Origin of the sequence: Pseudonocardia sp. Ae717_Ps2 (assembly GCF_001932475.1) — a bacterium.
GTDB lineage: Bacteria > Actinomycetota > Actinomycetes > Mycobacteriales > Pseudonocardiaceae > Pseudonocardia.
This window is the reverse complement of the sequence record NZ_MCIS01000001.1, coordinates 3748110-3764547: the sequence shown is the minus strand read 5'-3', so window position 1 is coordinate 3764547 and position 16438 is coordinate 3748110. Positions and strand designations below refer to the sequence as shown.

General features: G+C 76.0%; 15 protein-coding genes. 9 read left to right on the top strand and 6 right to left on the bottom strand.

Translation table 11 applies throughout. The features are described 5' to 3' along the window. Window positions 1-9: 9 nt before the first annotated feature. Window positions 10-1005, top strand: a complete 996-nt coding sequence (locus tag Ae717Ps2_RS17200; protein WP_075307317.1) for an SDR family NAD(P)-dependent oxidoreductase — start codon at window positions 10-12, stop codon at window positions 1003-1005. Here Ae717Ps2_RS17200 and Ae717Ps2_RS17195 read toward each other — a convergent pair. Further along, complete coding sequence (locus Ae717Ps2_RS17195) at window positions 995-1579, bottom strand: TetR/AcrR family transcriptional regulator (protein ID WP_075307314.1); 585 nt, start codon at window positions 1577-1579, stop codon at window positions 995-997. The genes Ae717Ps2_RS17200 and Ae717Ps2_RS17195 overlap by 11 nt on opposite strands. Window positions 1580-1799: 220 nt before the next feature. On the opposite strand from Ae717Ps2_RS17195, the gene Ae717Ps2_RS17190 reads away from it, so the two are divergent. Then, a complete protein-coding gene (locus tag Ae717Ps2_RS17190; protein ID WP_198932367.1) occupies window positions 1800-2339 on the top strand; it encodes a DUF5709 domain-containing protein in 540 nt (179 codons plus the stop codon). Window positions 2340-2422: 83 nt separating this feature from the next. Here Ae717Ps2_RS17190 and Ae717Ps2_RS17185 read toward each other — a convergent pair whose 3' ends face one another. Together Ae717Ps2_RS17185 and Ae717Ps2_RS17180 are read right to left on the bottom strand one after the other, a co-directional pair. Further along, window positions 2423-2848, bottom strand: coding sequence for an SsgA family sporulation/cell division regulator (locus tag Ae717Ps2_RS17185; protein WP_075333604.1), 426 nt, complete (start codon window positions 2846-2848; stop codon window positions 2423-2425). Window positions 2849-3133: 285 nt separating this feature from the next. Next, window positions 3134-3799 carry a hypothetical protein gene (locus tag Ae717Ps2_RS17180; RefSeq protein WP_075307310.1) on the bottom strand — a complete coding sequence of 222 codons (666 nt, stop codon included), beginning with the start codon at window positions 3797-3799 and terminating at the stop codon, window positions 3134-3136. Between the two features lie 242 nt (window positions 3800-4041). On the opposite strand from Ae717Ps2_RS17180, the gene Ae717Ps2_RS17175 reads away from it, so the two are divergent. After that, window positions 4042-5739: an AMP-binding protein gene (locus tag Ae717Ps2_RS17175; protein WP_075333603.1), complete on the top strand. Its 1698-nt coding sequence runs from the start codon at window positions 4042-4044 to the stop codon at window positions 5737-5739. Window positions 5740-5756: 17 nt separating this feature from the next. Here the strand turns inward: Ae717Ps2_RS17175 and Ae717Ps2_RS17170 are convergent, their stop codons facing one another. Then, a complete protein-coding gene (locus Ae717Ps2_RS17170; protein WP_020624955.1) occupies window positions 5757-6389 on the bottom strand; it encodes a flavin reductase family protein in 633 nt (210 codons plus the stop codon). A 46-nt stretch (window positions 6390-6435) separates the two neighbouring features. Next, complete coding sequence (locus tag Ae717Ps2_RS17165; RefSeq protein WP_075333602.1) at window positions 6436-7422, bottom strand: aldo/keto reductase; 987 nt, start codon at window positions 7420-7422, stop codon at window positions 6436-6438. A gap of 102 nt (window positions 7423-7524) precedes the next feature. Between Ae717Ps2_RS17165 and Ae717Ps2_RS17160 the strand changes: the two genes are divergently transcribed. Continuing rightward, window positions 7525-8391 carry a helix-turn-helix transcriptional regulator gene (locus tag Ae717Ps2_RS17160; RefSeq protein WP_075307302.1) on the top strand — a complete coding sequence of 289 codons (867 nt, stop codon included), beginning with the start codon at window positions 7525-7527 and terminating at the stop codon, window positions 8389-8391. A gap of 10 nt (window positions 8392-8401) precedes the next feature. Then, window positions 8402-9409, top strand: a complete 1008-nt coding sequence (locus Ae717Ps2_RS17155; RefSeq protein ID WP_075307300.1) for a cobalamin biosynthesis protein — start codon at window positions 8402-8404, stop codon at window positions 9407-9409. Between the two features lie 222 nt (window positions 9410-9631). Here the strand turns inward: Ae717Ps2_RS17155 and Ae717Ps2_RS17150 are convergent, their stop codons facing one another. After that, window positions 9632-10546: an SURF1 family protein gene (locus Ae717Ps2_RS17150; protein ID WP_083702405.1), complete on the bottom strand. Its 915-nt coding sequence runs from the start codon at window positions 10544-10546 to the stop codon at window positions 9632-9634. 58 nt (window positions 10547-10604) lie between these two features. Between Ae717Ps2_RS17150 and Ae717Ps2_RS17145 the strand changes: the two genes are divergently transcribed. The 4 genes from Ae717Ps2_RS17145 to Ae717Ps2_RS17130 are packed head-to-tail and all read left to right on the top strand — an operon-like array spanning window position 10605 to window position 16436. After that, entirely contained in the window at window positions 10605-12134 is a 1530-nt protein-coding gene (locus Ae717Ps2_RS17145) for a cobyric acid synthase (protein WP_075334303.1), read from the top strand. Further along, complete coding sequence (locus Ae717Ps2_RS17140; protein ID WP_139318767.1) at window positions 12131-14392, top strand: VWA domain-containing protein; 2262 nt, start codon at window positions 12131-12133, stop codon at window positions 14390-14392. Before Ae717Ps2_RS17145 ends, Ae717Ps2_RS17140 begins: the two co-directional genes overlap by 4 nt. Before the next feature lie 29 nt (window positions 14393-14421). Next, on the top strand, window positions 14422-15036 hold the full coding sequence (cobO, locus tag Ae717Ps2_RS17135; protein ID WP_075307298.1) for a cob(I)yrinic acid a,c-diamide adenosyltransferase: 615 nt from the start codon (window positions 14422-14424) through the stop codon (window positions 15034-15036). Window positions 15037-15041: 5 nt separating this feature from the next. Beyond that, window positions 15042-16436: a cobyrinate a,c-diamide synthase gene (locus Ae717Ps2_RS17130; RefSeq protein ID WP_233147598.1), complete on the top strand. Its 1395-nt coding sequence runs from the start codon at window positions 15042-15044 to the stop codon at window positions 16434-16436. Window positions 16437-16438 lie beyond the last annotated feature (2 nt).

Here is a 16438-nt window from a genome sequence, read left to right as displayed (position 1 = left end):
GATCGATGCGTGCCCGGCAGCGTCGTCCCCTCCGTCCTCGACACCCTCCTCGACCGCACCCTGGTCCCCGGCTACTCGCGGATCGGCTACCTCCTGCGGCGCCCGGGGTGGAGCGGCGACCGCGCCGACCCACCCCGCGGCGCCCTGGCCGGGCGCGCCGCGCTCGTCACCGGCGCGGGCGGCGGACTGGGCGAGGCGATCGCGACCGGGCTGGTCCGGCTCGGCGCGACGGTGCACCTGCTCGTCCGCTCCCGGGACAAGGGCGTCGCGGCACGGGACCGGATCCTGGCCGCCGTGCCGGGGCTGTCGGCCGACCGGCTGCCGGTGCAGGTCTGCGACCTCGGCGAGCTCGCCGACGTCCGCGCGTTCGCGACCCGGTTCGCCACCGAGGTCGACGCCCTGGACGTGCTGGTGCACAACGCCGGGCTGCTCCCGCCCGGCCGCAGCGAGACCTCCGAGGGCAACGAGCTGACCCTGGCCGTGCACGTCCTCGGGCCGCTGCTGCTGACCCGGCTGCTCACCGACACCCTCGCGGCCGGCGCCGAGCGGTCCGGCAGCGACTCCCGGGTGATCATCATGTCCTCGGGCGGCATGTACGCCCAGCCCCTGCGCGACGACGACCTGCAGTTCCGCACCGGCGACTACGGCGGCACCGCGGCCTACGCCCGCACCAAGCGGATGCAGGTCGTCCTGACCGGGCTGCTCGCCGACGAGCTGGCCCCCCGTCGGGTCACCGTGCACGCACTGCACCCCGGTTGGGCCCGCACCCCGGGCGTCACCGGGTCGCTGCCGCTGTTCGACCGGGTCGTCGGCCCCGTGCTGCGCACCCCGGCCCAGGGCGCGGACACCGCGGTGTGGCTCGCGGCCGCGCCGTCCTCGGCGGTCGGGACCGGCCGGTTCTGGCACGACCGCGCCCCGCGGCCCGAGCACTACCTGTCGCGCACCCGGGAGACCCCCGCCCAGCGCGAGCGGTTCCGCGCCGAGGTGGACCGGCTCACCGGCTGACCCCGGGTGCCTCCAGCAGGGTGCGCGCGGCGCGCGTGACGTGGGCCAGCACCGTGTCCGGCTCGGCCCGCCCGACCGCGCCCTCGGGCAGCAGCGGCTGGACCAGGCTCAGCCCGAGCAGCCAGGTCAGGACCAGCTCCGCGCGCAGCTCGGCCTCGGCCCGGTCGGCGGCGCCGGTGGCCTGCGCGGCGAACGCCTCGGTGAACGCCCCGGCCAGCTCCCTCCGCACGGCCGTGGCCGCCTCCGACGTGCCGGCCGAGCGCACGACGGGCCCGAACAGGTCGCGCTCGGGGCCCTGGCTGCTGTCGAGGACGGACCGCAGCAGCCGGGGCAGGAGATCCTCGGGCGGGCCGTCGTGCAGCACGGCGAGGGCGCGCTCGGCGGCGACCCGGGCGAACAGGGCGTCCTTGCTGCCGAAGTAGCGGAAGAGCAGCGCCTGGTTCACCCCGGCCCGGTCGGCGATCGCACGGACCGAGGTGCGGTCGTAGCCGTGCTCGGTGAACAGGTCCGCGGCCGCGGCGAGCAGGGCCCTGCGGGTGCTGTCACCGGAACGGGCGGACGGGGCGGCGGTCACGGGGGAGTGCTCCTTCGTAGGTACTGGAGGTGCGGCGCGCCAGGGGCGCGGCGCGGGGACCGGCGACGGCGGGTCCGGTGTCGGCGACCGTAGCGTCCGGGCGTCGGCGCATGGCGGGAGGCGACGCCGGGTACGCACGGTCGATACCGAACACCCGAGACCGAACACCCGAGACCGAACACCACCCGACACACGGCCACAGCGAGGAGACCCGCAGGCGATGGCATCCGCTTCAGGTGACGAGAACGAGTTCCAGCCGGAGGCGCCGGACATGGCGTCGGCGATGCAGCTGGACACCGACGAGGCGCTGACCGGGCCGTCGGACACCGACCCGCTGGACTCCGGCTACGTCCCGCCGGACCGCCCCTACGGCGTCGAGGACAACGCGGTGACCGCGGCGGGACAGGAGGAGGGCGAGTCGCACGAGGCGCGCCTGGCCCGGGAGCTGCCCGACGACCTGCCGGAAGGCGACCCGGGCCGCTCCGGCCGGCTGACCGCGGCCACCGACTCCGTCGCGGGTGACCCGGCCGTCGACGGCGCCGGAACCGACGTCGGCATCGACGGCGGCGCGGCCAGCGCCGAGGAGGCCGCCGTGCACGACGTCGACGAGGGCGTCGTGCCGGTGGTCGACGAGTCCCCGGTGGGGGACCCGGAGGTCAGCGACCAGCTCGCCCGCGACGCCGACCACGCCGACCAGGCCGCGGCCGACGCCGAGTGGGACGCCTCGACCGACCCCGAGTGGGCCGGGCAGAACCGCTGAGTGTCCGGGACACCCGGTCGACAAGAGGGCCCCGGTACCGCGTCGTGCGGTCCGGGGCCCTCGTCGTCGGTGGGAGCGTGGGCTCAGGGGGTGGTGGGGCCCGCCGCGCTGCCGGTCAGCCGGGCGATGGCGCCGTCGATGTCGAGGTGGTCGTACTCCTCGCCGAGGTCGACGATCTCCAACGTCGAGTCGACGAACTGGGCCAGCAGGTCGCGGTCGACCTCCAGCACGGCGGAGCCGCCGTCGGAGCGGATCTCCAGCTCGACGACGTCGTAGCCGTCGATGCGGCGCGGCGCCATCCGGATGTCACCGATGCCGGTGGGGGTGGTCAGGCCCTCGATCACGAGATCACGCGCGACGAGCCACTCGATCCAGCGGTCGGAGGACCGGCGCACCGAGAAGGAGATCGCGAACGGGTCCGCAGCGCGGTACGCCCATCGGCTCACGATCGGCGACGCCTGCCCGTGCAACACGGTGAAGACGTCCTGCTGGACCGACTCGCTGGCCATCGTGCTCCGCCTCTCCTGGACCCCCCGACCGTCGCGGTCTCGCGACGGCCTCGTACGGAACATCGTCGAACCGGGCCCTGGCGCTGCACTCGACGCCGGGTTTCACCCGTTCGTGCCAACTGTCATTCACCTCACGGTACCCACGGCGCGCACAGGGCGTAACGCGAGGTCGGCTTCCGGCGAGGCACACCGTCCGGCGCGAGGCTCCGGTGACGGCGGGTGCCGGCGCGTGCCGGGCCGTGACCGGCCCCGGCAGTCGGCCTCGGTCGGCCCCGTCGGGTCCGGTCAGCCGCGGTCGACGTGGTCGACCACCCAGATCCCGCCGGTACCGGAGCGGACCGGCTGGGTGAGCCGGATCGTCGCGCGCTGCGGCGTGCGACCGTCGGTGGCGGCGTAGACACCGTTGCCGAGGCGGGTGACGGTCGGGTTCCGGTAGCCGAGCTCGCTGCCGACGAAGGAGAGCGTCACCTCCTCCGGGTCGAGCAGCCACGGGTCGCCGCCGGCGTCGGACTGCTGCTGCATCCGCCGCGCGGTCGCCGCGTCGCCCGCGGGCCACATCGGCGACGGCGCCGCGGCCGCTCCCGGGGCCCCGGTCCGGCCCGACCCGCCGCCGTCGGCACCACCGCGCCCGGGCGCGGGGGCCGGGGCCGGGGCGGGGGCGGCCGTCGTGCGCGACGGCTCGGCGGTGCGGCTCGGCGTGGGGGTCGCGGTGGGCGTCGGGGACGGGGTCGGCGTGGCGGTCGGCGATGTCGTCGTCGGGGCCGGCGACGGGGTGCGCCACGCCGCGGGCAGCTCGCTGTTGCCGCAGCCGGCCAGCAGCAGCACGAGGAGCACCAGCGCGAGCCCCACGAGTACGACGCGGAGCAGCGTCCGCGGTCCGTACCGGCCCACCCGCAGGCGGGACACCGACACGTCGGGGGTCGTCACCTTCGGCAGGTTCGGCACGGTCACGCGGGCACCTTACGATCACCGGCCCGCCCGGGCGGGCCGACCTCGCCGCCACCATCGCGTGATCGAGGTCCTACGGCCCGAGGTCCTGCGGCGGCCCTGTTCGGTGGGCCCGTGTGGCGGGGCCGTCGCGACCTGCCGAGCCTGCTGCGGAGTGACTAGGGTCGCGGTACGGCCGCACGGGCGGCCCCGCACGACGGGCCCGGGGCACGGGCCCCCCGCACGAGCCCACCGAGGTGCACCCCATGGCGACCGCCAGCCCGGCGACGGAGACGTTCCTCGCCGCCCGCGACTTCCTGCTGACCCACCACGAGGACTACGACACGGCCTACCGCGACTTCCGCTGGCCGGAGCTCGACGAGTTCAACTTCGCGCTCGACCACTTCGACGTCGTCGCCGCGGACCCCGAGCGGGGTGCCCGGAAGGCACTGTGGATCGTGGAGCAGGACGGCTCGCAGGCGCACTGGACGTGGGCGGAGCTGTCCGAGCGGTCCAACCGGGTCGCGAACTGGCTGCGCGAGCAGGGCGTCGTCCGCGGCGACCGGGTCGTCCTGATGCTCGGCAACCAGCTGGAGCTGTGGGAGACCCTGCTGGCGGCGATGAAGCTGGGCGCCGTCGTCATCCCCGCAACCACCCTGCTCACCCCGGCCGACCTGCAGGACCGGATCGACCGGGGTCGGGCGCGGCACGTCGTCGTCGGTGCGGGCGACACCGCGAAGTTCGACGGCGTCGACGGCGACTACACCCGCATCGCCGTGCGCGGTGCCGTCGCGGGCTGGCGCGACTACACCGGTGAGGCCTACTCGGCCGCGGCCGACTTCACCCCGGACGGCGTCACGAAGGCCTCCGACACGCTGCTGCTGTACTTCACCTCGGGCACCACGGCCAAGCCGAAGCTGGTGGAGCACACCCACACGTCCTACCCGGTGGGGCACCTGTCGACGATGTACTGGATCGGGCTCGAGCCCGGCGACGTCCACCTCAACATCTCCTCGCCCGGCTGGGCCAAGCACGCCTGGTCCAACGTGTTCGCGCCGTGGATCGCCGAGGCGACCGTGCTCGTCATGAACTACGCCCGGTTCGACGCCGAGTCGGTCCTGTCGGTCCTGGACTCCTGCGGCGTGACCAGCTTCTGCGCGCCGCCGACGGTGTGGCGGATGCTGATCCAGGCCGACCTGTCCGGGCTGACGACGCCGCCGTCGAAGGTCGTCGGGGCGGGGGAGCCGCTCAACCCCGAGGTCATCGAGCAGGTCGAGAAGGCGTGGGGCCTGCGCATCCGCGACGGGTTCGGCCAGACCGAGTCCTCGGTCCAGATCGGCAACCCGCCCGGGCAGCCGGTCAAGCCGGGCTCGATGGGCAGGCCCATCCCCGGGTTCGTCGTCGCGTTGGTCGACCCAGCCACCGGGAAGGCGGCCGACGAGGGCGAGATCTGCCTGGACCTCGCCCACCGCCCCACCGGGCTGATGGTCGGCTACGCCGACGGCCCGGAGCGCAACGCCGAGGCCATGGCCGGCGGGTACTACCACACCGGCGACGTCGGCTCCCGTGACGAGGCGGGCTACATCACCTACGTCGGCCGCGCCGACGACGTGTTCAAGGCCAGCGACTACCGGATCAGCCCGTTCGAGCTGGAGAGCGTGCTGATCGAGCACCCGGCCGTCGCCGAGGCGGCGGTCGTGCCGTCCCCGGACCCGGTCCGCCTCGCCGTGCCGAAGGCCTACGTGGTGCTCGCCAAGGGGCACGAGCCGACCGAGGAGACGGCGAAGGCGATCCTGCGGTTCGCCTACGACAACCTCGCGCCCTACAAGCGGATCCGCAGGCTCGAGTTCTTCGAGCTGCCGAAGACGATCTCCGGCAAGATCCGCCGGGTCGAGCTGCGCGGCCGGGAGGGCGAGATCCACGCCGACCCGGCCGCGACGCCGCCCACCGAGTACACCCTGTAGCCCCGGCGGGGGCCGGGTCACGCGTCGCCGAAGTGACCCGGCCACTGCTGATAGGGGATGCGGGTGATCTCCAGGACCTCGCCGACGCGCGACCACTCGTTGCGGCCCAGGCGGGCCAGCGGGGCGAGCCGGTGGATGTCGGGCAGGGAGTTGCCGCGTTCGTCGGTGACGAACACGCTCTCCTCGATCGCGGCGTGCACGACCCGGCCGATCACGACGGTCGAGTTGCCCAGCTCGATGCTGGCGTGCAGCACGCACTCCAGCGCGACCGGTGACTCGGCGACCCGCGGCGGCGCCACGACCGACGACGCCTCGGCGGTCAGCCCGACCGAGGAGAACTCGCTGATCTCGGCGGGGAAGTCGGTGCCGGTCGCGTTGATCTTCTCGAACATCGGCTCGTTCGCCAGGCAGACGACGAACTCGCGGGTCTCCGAGACGTTGCGCAGCGAGTCCTTCTTCCCGACCGACGTGAACTGGATCATGGGCGGGTCCACGCAGGACACCGTGAAGAACGAGTGCGGGGCGAGGTTGTCGACGCCGTCGGCCGAGCGGGTGGAGACCCAGGCGATCGGCCGGGGGACGACGACGCTGGTCAGGAGCTTGTAGAACGGGCCGCTGCCCAGCTCCTCGGGGACGATGTCCGTGCGCATGCCCCTGATCCTCCCCGGCCCGGCGCCGGACCGCCCACCGCGAGGGTCAGTTCCCCACGCCGAGGGCCCCCATGAACGCCGACGGGTAGCGGTCCCCGCGCGCGGAGCCCGCGGGCAGCGCGTCGGTGATCGCGGCGAGGTCCGCCGGGCCCAGGTCGAGGTCGGCGGCGGGCAACGCCTCGGCGAGCCGCTCCCGGGTGCGGGCACCGACGAGCGGGACCACGTCGTCGCCCTGCGCGGCGACCCAGGCGATCACGAGCTGGGCGACGGTGACCCCGCGCTCGGCCGCCAGCGCGCGCAGCGTCTCGACCAGGCCCAGGTTGTGTGTCAGGTTCTCCCCGCTGAAGCGCGGGCTGCGGGTGCGGGCGTCCCCGGGCTTGCCGGGCTCGTAGTGGCCGGAGAGGAGCCCGCGGGCCAGCACGCCGTAGGCGGTGAGGCCGATGCCCAGCTCGCGCAGCGTCGGCAGGACCTCGGCCTCGACGGCGCGGGAGATCAGCGAGTACTCGATCTGCAGGTCGGCGACCGGGTGCACGGCGTGCGCCCGGCGGACGGTGGCGGCGTCGACCTCGGGCAGCCCGAGGTGGCGGACGTACCCGGCGTCGATCATCTCGCTGATCGCGCCGACGGTGTCCTCGATCGGGACCTGCGGGTCGAGCCGGGCCGGGCGGTAGACGTCGACGTGGTCGACGCCGAGGCGGGTCAGCGAGTACGCGAGGAAGTTCTTCACCGCGACCGGGCGGCAGTCCTGGGTCAGCGGTGGCAGGCCCGGGCCACCGAGCCCGCCGAACTTCACCGACAGGACGTAGCCGTCGCGATCGCGCCCGCGCAGCGCCTCGGCGAGCAGCAGCTCGTTGTGGCCCATGCCGTAGAAGTCGCCGGTGTCGATCAGCGTGACTCCGGCGTCGAGCGCGGCGTGCACGGTCGCGACGGCTTCCGCGCGGTCGGCGTGTCCGTAGGAACCGGACATGCTCATGGCGCCCAGGCCGAGAGCGGAGACGGTGGGGCCGGTGGTGCCGAGGGTGCGTGTCTGCATGGGAGCCAGCGTGCGCCGCGTCGGCCCGTAGCGGGAGCGGAGCGTCGATCGTGGGAGCGGCGCTCCCTGGTCGGGCGGCCTGCCCACGGGGACCATCGCAGGGTGCAACGTGAACAGCTCGCGGACTTCCTGCGTCGCCGGCGGGACTCGGTCCGCCCGGCCGAGGTCGGCATCGCGGCGGGGCCGCGCCGGCGGGCCACCGGCCTGCGCCGGGAGGAGGTGGCGATGCTGGCGGGGATGTCGGTCGACTACGTCGTGCGCCTCGAACAGGGGCGCAGCAGCCGACCGTCGACGCAGCTGCTCGCCGCGCTGGCCCGGGCCCTGTGCCTGACCGACGACGAGCGCGACCACCTCTTCCGACTGGCCGGGCACCGGCCCGCTCCCGGGGAGGGGGTGGCCCGGCTCGCCCGCGCCGGGCTGCTGCGCCTGCTCGACCTGCTGCCGGCCACCCCGGCGATGGTGATCTCCGACCTGGGGGAGGTCCTGGCCCAGAACGCGATGTCACGGGTGCTCGCCGGGGAGCAGACCGGGTTCACCGGCGACGACCGCTACCTCGCCCACCGCTGGTTCACCCGGTCCGACCAGCGCGACGGTCACCCGCCGCAGGAGCAGGTGCGCCACTCCCGCCAGCTGGTCGCGGAGCTGCGGGCGGTGGCCGGGCGGCGTGCGGGGGACCCGGTGGTCGACCGGCTCGTCGCACGGCTGGCCGCGGCCAGCGCCGAGTTCCGCGAGCTGTGGGCCGAGCACGAGGTCGCCGTCCGCCGCGCCGACCGCAAGACGCTGCGGCACCCGCGGGTCGGCGCGCTGGTGATGGACTGCGAGACCCTCGTGACGCCCGACCTCGGCCAGCAGCTGGTCGTGCTCACCCCGGCCGACGACGACACCCGCGAGCGGCTCGAGCTGCTGCGCGTGCTCGGCGTGCAGGAGTTCCCGACCGGGCCTGCGCCGGACGGACGCCCGGTGGCCTAGTTTCCCCGGCATGGGAACACGGGGCCGCGCGACGGGGCTCGCCGCCGGGATCGTCGCCGACGCGTTGCTCGGCGACCCGCGGCGGGGGCACCCGGTCGCCGGGTTCGGTGCCGCCGCCGCCCGGCTGGAGCGCCGGCTGTACCGCGACGCCGTCGCGCCTGGTGCCGCCTACACCGCGCTGCTGGTCGGTGGCACGGTCGCGGCCGGGGCGCTGGCCGAGGCGGTCGCCCGCCGGGCCGGGGGTCGGCGGGAGACGGTCCTGCGGGCCGGGCTGACCGCCGTCGCCACCTGGGCGGTGCTCGGCGGGACCTCGCTGGTGGGGGAGGGCGCCGCGCTGGCCGCGTCGCTCGACGCCGGCGACCTGGACGCCGCACGCGCCCGGATCCCGCACCTGTGCGCGCGTGACCCGGACCTGCTCGACGCCGACGGAATGGCCCGCGCCGGAGCCGAATCGCTGGCCGAGAACACCTCCGACGCCGTCGTCGGGCCGCTGGTGTGGGGCGCGGTCGCCGGGATCCCGGGGCTGCTCGGCTACCGCGCGGCGAACACCCTCGACGCGATGGTCGGCTACCGCTCCGCCCGGCACGCCCGCTTCGGGTGGGCCTCGGCCCGCCTCGACGACCTGGTCAACCTGGCGCCGGCCCGGGTCACCGCGGTGGTCACCGTGGCCGTCGCGCCGCTGGTGGGGGGCTCGCCGGCGACCGCGCTGCGGACCTGGCGCCGCGACGCCGCCGGGCACCCCAGCCCGAACGCCGGTCCGGTCGAGGCGAGCGCCGCCGGTGCGCTCGGGCTGCGTCTGGGCGGGCCGACGATCTACGCCCACGGCACCGAGGACCGCCCGTCGCTCGGCGACGGGCACCCGCCCCGGGTCGCCGACCTGCACCGCGTCGCGCGGCTGTCCCGGCTGGTGGCCGGGACAGCCGGGCTGCTCGCCGTCGCGACGGCGGCGGTCCTCGCACGGCGGGGCGTGCCCACCCGGTCGGTGAGGGTACATCGGGGGCGGTCGCCGAGCGGGTGAGCGGGTCCGGAGGGAGGGATCGCGGGCGGTCGGTGTGTTCGGGGGGCGGGCGAATTCGCTTACCCGGTAAGCGAGTTCGGAGAGTGAGGCCCGCGAGGTGGCGCTGGTCCGGTGCGGGGCAGCGCGGGAGACGGGTCGGTCGGGCGGACTCACTGACCGGGTGAGCGCACGGGACTCGCGGGGTGCAGACCTGCCCGCCCGGCGCACCTGGCCGGGGCGGAGTCAGCCGGCGCCCGGGCCGGAGCCGGCGGCGTCGCGGGCGGTGTCACGGCGGCCGTCGTCGGCACCACCGTCGGCACCATCGGCGGCACGGTCGGTGACACGGCCGTCGGGGGCGGGCTCGTCGCCGAAGCCGTCGCGGCCGGAGAGCTGGTCCCGCAGGCTGCCTGCCGTCTCGCGCTTCCCGTTGCGCTGCAACAGTTCCAGTCGGATGAACAGGCCCAGCGCGATCAGGGCGACGGCGCCGAAGGTCAGCCACTGCAGGGCGTAGGAGAAGTTGCTGAACGGCGCTCCGCCCCCGACCGGCGCGATCGGGATCGGGTCCAGCACGCCCGGCTGACCGGCCTCCAGCACGACGACGCCCTCGACCGGCGTCAGGCCGGTGGCGGCGGCGACCGACCGGGAGTCGGACACGTAGACCTGGTGGGTGCCGTTCTCGACCAGCGGGGGGCGGCCCTGCGGGTCGGTCTCGTCCAGGCGCAGCCTGCCCTCGACGGTCACCGGCCCGGCGGGCGCCGCGGCGTACTCGGGCACGGCGCCCCGGTCCGCGGCCGGGATCGACCCCCGGTTCACCACGACGGTCCGACCGTCGGTGAGCCGCAGCGGCGTCAACACCTCGAACGCGGGCGCGCCGTCGACGACCCGCAGGCGGACCAGGGTCTCCGCGGCGCGGTCGAAGGAGCCGGTCAGGGTGACCCGGCGCCACTGGTCCTCGGCGCCGATCCCGGTGCCCGGCGGCACGAGCGTGTCGAACCCGACGGCGGGGGTCGCGTCGGCGGTGGCGATGGCCCGGCTCTGCGCGGAGCGCTCGGACTCCCGGTCGAACTGCCACGGCGCGAGCAGCGTGTAGCAGGCGACGGCGAAGGCCAGCACCGCGACGACGAACGCGATCCACCCGGGACGCAGCAGGAAACGCACGCCGCCCAGGGTAGCCGCGCCCGCCGACGGTCCCGCCGGGGCGATACTTCGCGCCGTGGTGGTTCAGGGAGCGGTCCTCGTCGCGGGGACGACGTCGGATGCGGGCAAGAGCGCCGTCGTCGCCGGCATCTGTCGGTGGCTGCACCGGCGCGGGGTCTCGGTGGCGCCGTTCAAGGCACAGAACATGAGCAACAACTCGGTCGTCACCCCGGACGGCGGGGAGATCGGGCGGGCGCAGGCGATGCAGGCCTTCGCCTGCGGCATCGCCCCCTCGGTCGACCTGAACCCGGTGCTGCTCAAGCCCGGCGGGGACCGGACCTCGCAGGTCGTGGTGCGCGGCCGCGCCGACGGCCAGGTGTCAGCGCTGTCCTACCGGCACCGCACCGCGGCGCTGTCCGACGTCGTCGCCGACTCCCTGGCCCGGCTGCGCGCCCGCCACGACGTCGTGGTCTGCGAGGGGGCGGGCTCGCCCGCGGAGATCAACCTGCGGGCCACCGACCTCGCCAACATGGGCTTCGCCCGGCGCAACGACCTGCCGGTGCTCGTCGTCGGCGACATCGACCGCGGCGGGGTGCTCGCGCACCTGTTCGGCACCCTCGCCGTGCTCGACCCGGCCGACCAGGCGCTGATCGCCGGCTTCGTGATCAACAAGTTCCGCGGGGACCCCCGCCTGCTCGAACCCGGCCTCGACCGGCTGCGCGAGCTCACCGGTCGGCCGACGCTGGGCGTGCTGCCCTTCGCCGAGGGGCTCTGGCTCGACGCCGAGGACTCGCTCTCCGCCGTCGCCGACGGGGTGCTCGGGCGTCCGGCCCCGCCACTCGGCACCCAGTGGCTGCGGGTCGCGGTCGTCCGGTTCCCGCGGATCTCCAACGCCACCGACGCCGAGGCGCTGGCCTGCGAACCGGGCGTCGCCGTGCGGTACGTGACCGAGCCGTCGCGGCTCGCCGACAGCGACGTCGTCGTCCTGCCCGGGACGAAGGCGACCGTCTCGGACCTGGCCTGGCTGCGGCCCTCCGGGATGGCCGACGCGGTGCGCGCGCACGCCGCGTCCGGGCGTCCGGTACTGGGGATCTGCGGGGGCTACCAGATGCTCGGGCACACCGTCGCCGACCCGGACGGGGCCGAGGCTGCCTCCGGCACCTCCGTCGCCGGGCTGGGGCTGCTGGACCTGGAGATCGCCTTCGACCCGGTCAAGCACCTCGGCACCCCCACCGCGACGGCGTGGGGCGAGACCGTCACCGGCTACGAGATCCACCACGGCCGCGTCGTGCGCTCCGGCGACCCCGGCCTGATCGGGGAGGAGGGCAGCGACCGCGGCAACGTCCTGGGCACGCACTGGCACGGCCTCGCCGAGAACGACGGTTTCCGACGGCTGCTGCTCACCCGCCTCGCGGACGAGGCAGGGCGAACCGGGTTCCGGGTGGCACAGGACACGTCGTTCGCGGCCGAGCGCACCCGGCAGGTGGATCTGCTGGCCGACCTGGTCGAACACCACCTGGACACGTCGTCACTTGAACATGTGATCGGACACGGTGCGCCGTCGGACCTCCCTGTGCTGACCTCCGGTCTGGCAGCCTCACCGGCGTGAGCACGAGCACCGCCCCCGCCGCCGGACCTCCCCGTTTCCCGTTCTCCGCCGTCGTCGGCCACGACGACCTGCGGCTGGCGCTGCTGCTCAACGCCGTGCACCCGGGCGTCGGCGGTGTCCTGGTGCGTGGGGAGAAGGGCACCGCGAAGTCCACGGCGGTGCGCGCGCTGGCGGCGCTGCTGCCCTGGCACGACGTCGTCGAGGCCTGCCGGTTCGGCTGCGACCCCGCCGCGCCGGACCCGTCCTGCCCGGACGGCCCGCACCCGGCGGGCGCACCGGGCGGCCGCCGCCCGGCCCGGTTGGTCGAGCTGCCCGTCGGTGCGACCGAGGACCGCCTGGTCGGCTCGCTCGACCTGGAGAAGGCGCTGTCCGAGGGGCGCCGCGCCTACCAGCCCGGTCTGCTCGCCGACGCCCACCGCGGGGTGCTCTACGTCGACGAGGTCAACCTGCTGCACGACCACCTCGTCGACCTGCTGCTCGACGCCGCCGCGATGGGCCGCGCGCACGTCGAGCGCGACGGCGTCTCCGTCTCGCACGCGGCCCGGTTCCTGCTGGTCGGGACGATGAACCCGGAGGAGGGCGAGCTGCGCCCGCAGCTGCTCGACCGGTTCGGGCTGACCGTGGAGGTCCGGGCCAGCCGCGACGTCGACACCCGCGTCGAGGTGACCCGGCGGCGGATGGCGTTCGAGGACGACCCGGCCGGGTTCGTCGCCCGCTTCGCCCCGGACGAGACCGCGACCGCGGCCCGGCTCCGCGCCGCGCAGGCCCGGGTCTCCGCCGTCGCGGTGAGCGACCGGGAGCTGCGGCGGATCGCGTTCGTGTGCGCCCGGTTCGACGTCGACGGCATGCGCGCCGACCTGGTCATCACCCGCGCCGCGGCCGCGCACGCCGCCTGGGAGGGCCGCGACGCGGTGACCGCCGACGACGTGCGCGTCGCCGCCCGGCTCGCGCTGCCGCACCGCCGTCGCCGCGACCCGTTCGACGAGCCCGGCCTGGACCCGGCCGAGCTGGACCGCGCCCTCGCCGACGCCGAGGACCACCTGGGTCCCGAGGACGGCCCGGACCCCGACGACGACCCTGACCACGATCCGGATCCCAGCCCGGGCCCCGGCGACCCGGCCGAGCCGCAGGACGGCCCGGACGGATCCGGGGCGGGCGAGGAGCCCGACGGGACCGGGGGGACGACCCCCGAGGCGGACGACCCTCGCGGCCCCGCGACCGGGTCCGGCGGGCGCGCCGAGGCCCCCGGCACCGACGGCACGGCGAGCGCCGACGGCGCCGACGGCACGACCGACCCGACCGATGCGACGGAGACGACCGAGGGGACCGGGGCGACGGACCCGGGGGACCGGGAACCCGGGGCCGCGCAGGCACCGGCCGGGGGCGACGGCGGGGAGGGCCGCGCCGTCGTCGTCGGGGAGGCCGCCCGGCTGCACCGGGCCACGGTCAGGAAGTTCACCGTGCCCGGGCTGGGCGCGGGCGCCCCGGGGCGCCGCTCCCGGGCCCGCACCGACACCGGGCGCGTCGTCCGCCCGTCCGGGGCGGGGACCACCCGCGCCGCGGACCTGCACCTGCCCGCGACCGTGCTCGCCGCGGCCCCGCACCAGGCCGGTCGCGGGCGCCGCGGGCCCGGCCTGCTGGTCCGCCGCGACGACCTGCGCCGCGCCGAGCGGGAGGGGCGCGAGGGCAACCTGGTGCTGTTCGTGGTCGACGCGTCCGGCTCGATGGCCGCGCGCAGGCGGATGACCGCGGTGTCCGGCGCCGTACTGGGCCTGCTCCGCGACGCCTACCAGCGCCGGGACAAGGTCGGGCTGGTCACCTTCCGGGCCCGGGAGGCGGAGCTGGCTCTGCCCCCGACGTCGTCGGTGCCGACCGCCCAGCAGCGCCTGTCCCGGCTGCGCACCGGCGGGCGGACCCCGCTGGCCGGCGGGCTGCTCAAGGCCCGCGCCGTGCTCGACGCCGAGCGGCGCCGGGACCCGCGCCGGCGTCCGCTGGTCGTCCTGCTCACCGACGGGCGGGCCACCGTCGCCGCCCGCGACGGCGGGGACCCCGTCGCCGACTCCCGCCGCGCCGCCGGGCTGCTGGCCGCGGACGGGGTGCACACCGTCGTCGTCGACTGCGAGGCCGGGCACGTGCGCCTGGGTCTCGCCGCGCCGCTCGCCGCCGCCGCGGGCGGCGAGCTGGTGACCCTCGACGAGCTGACCGCCGACAGTGTGGGCGACCTGGTCCGGGCGACCCGGTCCGCGCGCGCCGCCTGACACATCACGCCCGAGAAGGAGGGACAGCCGTGCCGCAGGGACAGGTGTCCGTCACGCCCGCCGACGGGCTCACCACCCGTCAGCGCCGCAATCGGCCGCTGCTGGTGGTGCACACCGGGGTGATGAAGGGGAAGTCGACCGCCGCGTTCGGGATGGCGCTGCGCGGCTGGAACCAGGGCTGGTCGATCGGGGTGTTCCAGTTCGTCAAGTCCGCGAAGTGGAAGGTCGGCGAGGAGGAGGCGTTCCGCGCGCTGGGGGCCGTCCACGAGCAGACCGGGCAGGGCGGGCCCGTGGAGTGGCACAAGATGGGGTCGGGCTGGTCCTGGTCGCGCAAGGCGGGCACCGAGACCGACCACGCTGCCGACGCCGTCGAGGGTTGGGCCGAGATCCGTCGCCGCATCGAGCGCGAGGAGCACCAGGTCTACGTCCTCGACGAGTTCACCTACCCGCTGAAGTGGGGCTGGATCGACGTCGACGAGGTCGTCGAGGTGCTGACCGCCCGGACCGGCCGGCAGCACGTGATCATCACCGGCCGGGACGCCCCGCCCGCCCTGATCGAGGCCGCCGACCTGGTCATGGAGACCACGAAGATCAAGCACCCGATGGACGCCGGGCAGAAGGGCCAGCGGGGGATCGAGTGGTGACCACCGTGAGCACCGTGTCCACCGTGAGCACGGCCCGCGCGCTGGTCGTCGCGGCGCCGTCGTCGGGCAGGGGGAAGACGACGGTGGCGACCGGGCTGATGGCCGCGCTGTCGCGGCGCGGCACCCGGGTCGCGCCGTTCAAGATCGGGCCGGACTACATCGACCCCGGGTACCACACGCTCGCCGCGGGCCGTCCGGGCCGCAACCTCGACGTCGTCCTGCAGGGCGCCGACCGGCTCGCCCCGCTGGCCCGGCACGGGAGCCGGGACGCCGACGTCGCCGTCGTCGAGGGGGTGATGGGGCTGTTCGACGGCCGCATCGCCGACGGCGCCGGGTCCACCGCGCAGGTCGCCGCCGTGCTGGGGGCACCGGTGGTGCTGGTCGTCGACGTCCGGGGGCAGTCCCGGTCGCTGGCCGCGTTGCTGCACGGGTTCCGCAGCTTCGACGAGTCCGTGCAGGTGGCGGGGGTGATCCTCAACCGGGTCGGGTCGCAGCGCCACGCCGACGTCTGCCGGGCCGCGGCCGAGGAGGTCGGGCTGCCGGTGCTCGGCGCCGTCCCGCGACGTGCCGAGCTCGCGGTGCCCTCGCGGCACCTGGGCCTGGTCACCGCCGCCGAGCACGGCACCGCCGCGACCGCCGCGGTGGACGCGATGGCCGAGCTCGTCGCCACACACGTGGACCTCGACGCCGTCCTCGCACTCGCCCGCCCGCTGCCCGCCGGCCCGGTCTGGGACCCGGCCGCCGAGGTCGGCACGAGCGGCACGGCGGGGCAGCGGCCGCTCGTCGCGCTCGCCGGGGGGCCCGCGTTCGGGTTCGGCTACGCCGAGCACGCCGAGCTCCTCACCGCGGCCGGCGCCGACGTGGCGACCTTCGACCCGCTGCGCGACCCCGCGCTCCCGGCGGGCACCGCCGCGCTCGTGCTGCCCGGCGGCTTCCCCGAGGAGCACGTCGGCGCGCTCGGCGACAACGCACCGCTGCGGGCGCAGGTCGCGGCGCTGGCCGCGTCCGGGGCCCCGGTGCACGCCGAGTGCGGCGGGCTGCTCTACCTGTGCCGGGACCTCGACGGGACGCCGATGTGCGGGGTCCTCGACGCGTCGGCGGGGATGACCCCGCGGCTCACCCTCGGCTACCGCGACGCGGTCGCGGTGTCGGCGTCGCCCCTGTTCGCGGCGGGCGAGCGGGCCGGGGCACACGAGTTCCACCGGTGCGCGGTCACCCCGCGGGCCGGTGCGGCCCCGGCCTGGGCGTGGCGGGGCGGGGAGCCGGAGGGCTACGTCGAGGATCGGGTGCACGCCTCGTTCCTGCACACCCACCCGGCCGGCGTGCCCGGCGCCGTCGCCCGGTTCGTCGCGGCGGCACGCCACACCCCGGCCGGGGCCGCCCCGGCCGCGTTCGCATGATC